Here is a 5256-nt window from a genome sequence, read left to right as displayed (position 1 = left end):
TTTCTCAGGACGGTCTCCTTTCCATTTTTTGACAGGTTAATTAATTTTCTATCCTCAAGTGACAGAAGAGGGATGATTCAAAAAGCGGAAATGTCAAATCAGCAATAAGATTGTTTGTTCTACAGTTGTAGTTAGCAAGAGTAAACTAGAAAAGTCGATTTTTTCGTTCGTCAAATAATTTAACAAAAGCTCTCTAGCTTTCAAAGTTCTTGTCCAAAAACAAAAAATTGCTTTCTTTAAAGCTAATTACAACTGTAGAGCCTAAGATTCCAACTTTAGACCAATCTCTTGCCCATAGGATAGTTCAAGCGTATGACCATCTGGATCTCTCAAAAAAGCCCAATACCCAATCGGATACCCAGAATCTTTGGGTTCAGAGAGTAATCTACCTTCGTGCCGAGCTATTTGGCAAAGTCGCTCCATATCTTCACGACTCTTGCAACCAACTCCAAGATGAGCTAATGGAGACAGGATAGGATGCACAGAAGCTATCTCGATCAGTACAACAACAAACGGTCGAGTGCGATCGCAAAGCCAAACGACAGAAACACCTGTTTCTGCATCAAGGCGACGATGAACAACCTGCATACTCGCATAAGTAGAATAGAAAGCAATACTTTGCTCAATATCTGAAACGCTCAGTGCTATATGAGTGAGTCCAATGTCAATCATTTTAAGTTCCTCAATACTAAACTGAATTAACTTGAGTCTTCATTACTTTCGTTTTTTAGAGGGCAACCCGTGTATCAAATGTCGATTAGACTGACCCAAAGACGGTTACAACCCTAATAGTATAGTCTGGTTAACTAGACATTCTTCAAGACAAATAGAATAATAAGCTACTGGTTCCTTCTCATAAACGCTTATTGTTTATAATGTCGTGATTTATCTAAATATAAAGGGTTTATAACCGACGAAAGAGGGTCTTTATAATTTTCGTCTAAAAAGAGTGAAAATCTAGAATAAATTTAGGTTTAGGCACTTGATCACCTTGCTTACCGAAAAATATTGCTTTACAGTTGTAGATAGCAAAAGCTATTCAGAAAAGTTGATTTTTTAGTTTGTCATCTAACTTATAAAAGCTAAAAAGCTTGAAAAGTCGTCGCCAAAAACCTAAAAATTATACCTTTTTAAGATCTACAACTGTACAGCCCTCGACAGATCAGTTTGCGCTCTCAACTAAACGTTATAATCGCGATCACGATCATGGGGTTCGTCAAAATGGATGATTGGCCCCATCGGCACAAATTGATTGGGATTAATCTCAGTCATACTCATGTAATAACTACGCTTAAGATGCTGTAAATGACACGTCACTTTAAACTCAGGTATCTGGTAGAGTTCCTTAAGATAATTCCAAAGGTTCTGATAGTCGAGAATCCTTTGTAAATTGCATTTAAAGAGACTGTAATACACCGAGTCGAAGCGATATAGCGTTGCAAACAGACAAACATCAGCTTCAGTGAGTTGCTCTCCACATAAATATCGCTGTTGGCTCAGAATCTTGTCCCATCGTTCTAAATGCTCGAACAGTTCTATCACTGCTTCATTGTAGGCAACTTGCGAAGTGGCGAAACCAGCATGATACACACCTGCATTAATTGGTTGATAGATGGCATTAATCGTTTTATCAATCTTCTGTTGTAGATGGTATGGGTATAAATCAATGTTCCGCGTTGCTAAGGAGGCAAATTCTACATCCAACATCCGCATAATTTCACGTGATTCGTTATTAACGATCGTTTGAGTAAGCTTATCCCATAACACTGGAACTGTGACACGCCCTGTATATTTGGGATCGGCTTTTAAATAAATCTCTTTCAAATACTGAAGGTGTATCACCTTCTCAGCAGTAGATTCTGGTGTTTGAGAAAACCGCCAGCCCATCTCACCAAGAATTAGATCAGCGTTCGAGACTGAGATTACCTGATTCAACCCTTTGAGTTCTCGCATGATTAAAGTACGATGCGCCCAAGGACACGCCAAAGAAACGTAGAGGTGATAACGGCTTGGCTCTGCTTTAAAACCACTTTTTCCATCGGCACTCACATAATTGCGAAACGTGGTTGGAATCGAATTGTATACACCCTTTTGATCTCGTGCATTCCAGTTCGTTGTCCATTTGCCTTCAATCATCATTCCTGTCATGATCTTCTCCTAAATCGTAAAGGTATAATTCATCCAGTTCATCCCCTCTCCAACAAAAAGAGGGATGAAGCGCTTAAACTGCATTTACGGTCAAGCTATAATTAGTTTCACCACTGAATTGATAGGCTTGTAGGAAATAATCCCCAGCACTTAAGACCTGATTAATAAACTCTTGAGTAATACCGCCGCTAGAACGAGTAATTTCTTCACCTAACTCAACGATGCCATTATTATTGGAATCACGGAATAAACGCAAGTCAGCATCAGCAACTAGAGTCGTTATACCGTTGAGAGAAGCCGTTACATTACAGGTATTGTTTAAACTAAAGCGGTAGATGTCCGAGGTATCGCTGTTACCGACAAAATCATTGCGTGTAATACCATTTCCACCAGCAGTTAAAAGACCGAAATTTTCTTGTACCGCTATGATGTTACTGGGTTGAGAGTTGGATAGGCGTAAGGTGTAGTTAGTATTATTGCTACCGAACTGATAAACCTGAACAAAGTAACTACCTGCTGCTTGGTTGTTCAGATTAATCGATTCATCCAAATTTCCGCTACGTGTGGCAGTAGTAATGCTTTCTCCAAGATCAAAGACACCATTATTATTAGTATCGCGAAATAAGCGTAGATCAGCATCACTACTTAATCCAGTTAGAGAGATATTGAGATCGCCGGTACTTGCTAGACTGAAACGCACAATGTCAGACGTATCCGTATCACCAACAAAACTAGAATATGTTGCAGGAGTTGCTGCAAGATTACCTAAATTAATCTCCTCAGCATTTAAGTTACTAATGTCAGCATTAGATAGACGCAGGGTATAGTTAGTATTGCCCCCAAATTGATAGACTTGGACAAAGTAATTCCCTGCTGCTTGGTTGTTCAGATTGATAGAATCATTAACATTTCCGCTACGTGTGGAACTAGCAATGACTTCACCAGCCTCAACCACACCATTATTATTAACATCTCGAATTAGTTGTAGGTCAGCATCGGCACTTAATCCAGTCAGAGAGATATTGAGATCGCTGGTACTTGCTAGACTGAAACGCACAATTTCAGAAGTATCAGTATCACCCACAGAACCAAAATAAGTAGCAGGAGGTGCTGAGAGATTGCCTAAATTAGCTTCTGGGGCAATTAGGTTATTGGTCGAAGCATTAGATAGTCGTAGAGTATAGTTAGTATTGTTCGCATTGGCAATACCAAAAGAATTCACTTGGACGAAGTAATTACCTGCCGTTTGATTATTGACGTTAATCGCTTCAGAAACGCTACTACCAAAAGTGGAACTCGCAATCACTTCTGAGACATCTACCACACCATCACTATCAAAATCACGGATTAAGCGAATATCGGCATCAGCACTTAATCCTGTCAGTGAGATATTGATATCGTTAGTACTGGCTAAACTAAAGCGGTAAAAATCTGAAGTATCGCTACTACCGACAAAACCAAATCGTGTGATGGGAGTTGCTGACAGATGACCCAGATCTGCCCCTGCTTCTTGGGCAATTAAGTTGCTCATCAGATCTCCAGACAAGCTTAATTGGTAGTTTGTATCGCTGGTACTAAATCGAGTTACTCTGACAAAGTAAGTTCCCAAAGGTTGGTTAAAAAGATTTATAGACTCAAAAACTGTACCAGGTGTACCAGTGCCAGTCGTACCCGAACTAGCAATCACTTCTGAGACATCTACCACACCATCACCATCAAAATCCCGAATCAAGCGGAGATCGGCATCGCCTTTTAAGACGATGTTGAGATTAGAATTATTGGTTAGATCAAAGCGATAGAAATCATTAATATCCGTATCGCCAACCAATCCAGCGACAGAGATAGTAGAAGTTAGGCTACCCAGATTTTGAGCGGTGAATAAAGTATCATCAGGCATAAAAATCTCCTCTAATTGCAATAATCCTTCTTTTCAGAAATTCTCTAAATTTCACCAATTCAAATTGTCTAAGTTATTGAAAAATTACTCATATACAATTTGTCAATTCAGTATGACTTGTAAAATTTTGTTTAACCAGGACATATAGGCATTTTAAGAAAATAGTAATTATCAAGATGAAACAGAATTACAGAGGAATAAACAAGAGCATTAAATGAAAAAAATGGTTTTTTAAACCTAAAAGTCTCAAAAACAAGAAATTTAGCTTAAAAATAGGATTTTTTTTGAAAAAATTATTTCAAAAATGCCTAAAAATATCTGGATTTTTTCTTAAATTAATGTTATGTCTAAAAATCTAGAAATGGTGATAGTGTAGCTCTCTGTGTGGATGACAAATTTCAAACGCTTGACTCATTGTTGCTTGAGATGTCTTACCGACATTTTTAGGACACTACCATTTCTTTACAGTTGTAGTTAGCTTTAAAGAGAGCATTTTTTTTTAGACAACGACTTCTAAAGTTTTCGGTACTTTTGTTAAGTTAAATGACGAACGAAATAATCGGCTTTTCTCGTTTGTTCTTGCTATCGACAATTGTAGAGGAGCATTAATAGGAAGAATTACCTTCATTTTTGAAGACTTGACTAAAACTTTTGTACTAAGCAAGCTTTTTGTGACAGCTATGTGCCGACAACCCCCAGATGAAAAACGGCGATGGTTAGGAGTGGGAGACATCAACGCCACTCGTTAAACTGGAGTTAACTGCAAAGGTAGTAAACAAGAGAGGGTAATACAGTGAAATATCCGCTTAAAATAGTGTTAGTCGTATTTACAGCCGTTTTGCTCCCAATTCTTCACAATCTCACCAGTTCTCCTCAAATGATCGCCTTAGAGAACAAGCAGTCCGTGCGCCTCACCCAAACTTCCAAGGGGTTCACTAATGGGATCGGCCCAGTTAAAGTAGGCATGACAATAGGAGAAGCATCGCGTGTTGCAGGAGTCAAATTGAGCCAAAAAAGCAGTGGAGGAGAGCCATCTTGCTTATACTATGAACCACAAGCGGGACTGAGCGGGGTTGATTTCATGGTGACAGACGGACGAATCTCACGCATCGATATTACCAATCCCCAAATCACTAAGTAGCTATGTAAAATTAATTGTATATTTTTCTCCAAAATATTTGAGAATGTTTTCCACAGCTTCCACTAAAGTT

The 5256-nt window shown here is 38.7% G+C and carries 5 protein-coding genes; 1 reads left to right on the top strand and 4 read right to left on the bottom strand.

Annotated features, from left to right (window positions below):
• Positions 1–261 precede the first annotated feature (261 nt).
• The 4 genes from C7H19_RS24760 to C7H19_RS26595 all read right to left on the bottom strand — a co-directional run bounded on the left by C7H19_RS24760 (position 262) and on the right by C7H19_RS26595 (position 4778).
• Complete coding sequence (locus C7H19_RS24760) at positions 262–672, bottom strand: VOC family protein (RefSeq protein WP_106459572.1); 411 nt, start codon at positions 670–672, stop codon at positions 262–264.
• A gap of 507 nt (positions 673–1179) precedes the next feature.
• Positions 1180–2148 carry a glutathione S-transferase family protein gene (locus C7H19_RS24755; RefSeq protein ID WP_245927782.1) on the bottom strand — a complete coding sequence of 323 codons (969 nt, stop codon included), beginning with the start codon at positions 2146–2148 and terminating at the stop codon, positions 1180–1182.
• Positions 2149–2221: 73 nt separating this feature from the next.
• Entirely contained in the window at positions 2222–4045 is a 1824-nt protein-coding gene (locus C7H19_RS24750) for a PPC domain-containing protein (RefSeq protein WP_106459570.1), read from the bottom strand.
• Positions 4046–4544: 499 nt separating this feature from the next.
• Positions 4545–4778 carry a hypothetical protein gene (locus C7H19_RS26595; protein ID WP_219907749.1) on the bottom strand — a complete coding sequence of 78 codons (234 nt, stop codon included), beginning with the start codon at positions 4776–4778 and terminating at the stop codon, positions 4545–4547.
• Positions 4779–4838: 60 nt separating this feature from the next.
• Here C7H19_RS26595 and C7H19_RS24745 point away from each other — a divergent pair, with 60 nt between their 5' ends.
• Positions 4839–5186, top strand: a complete 348-nt coding sequence (locus C7H19_RS24745) for a hypothetical protein (protein ID WP_146136597.1) — start codon at positions 4839–4841, stop codon at positions 5184–5186.
• The last annotated feature ends 70 nt before the right edge of the window (positions 5187–5256 follow it).

The sequence above is a fragment of the Aphanothece hegewaldii CCALA 016 genome (assembly GCF_003007785.1).
Taxonomy (GTDB): Bacteria; Cyanobacteriota; Cyanobacteriia; order Cyanobacteriales; family Microcystaceae; genus Chroococcus; species Chroococcus hegewaldii.
This window is presented reverse-complemented; position numbering and strand designations above follow the sequence as displayed.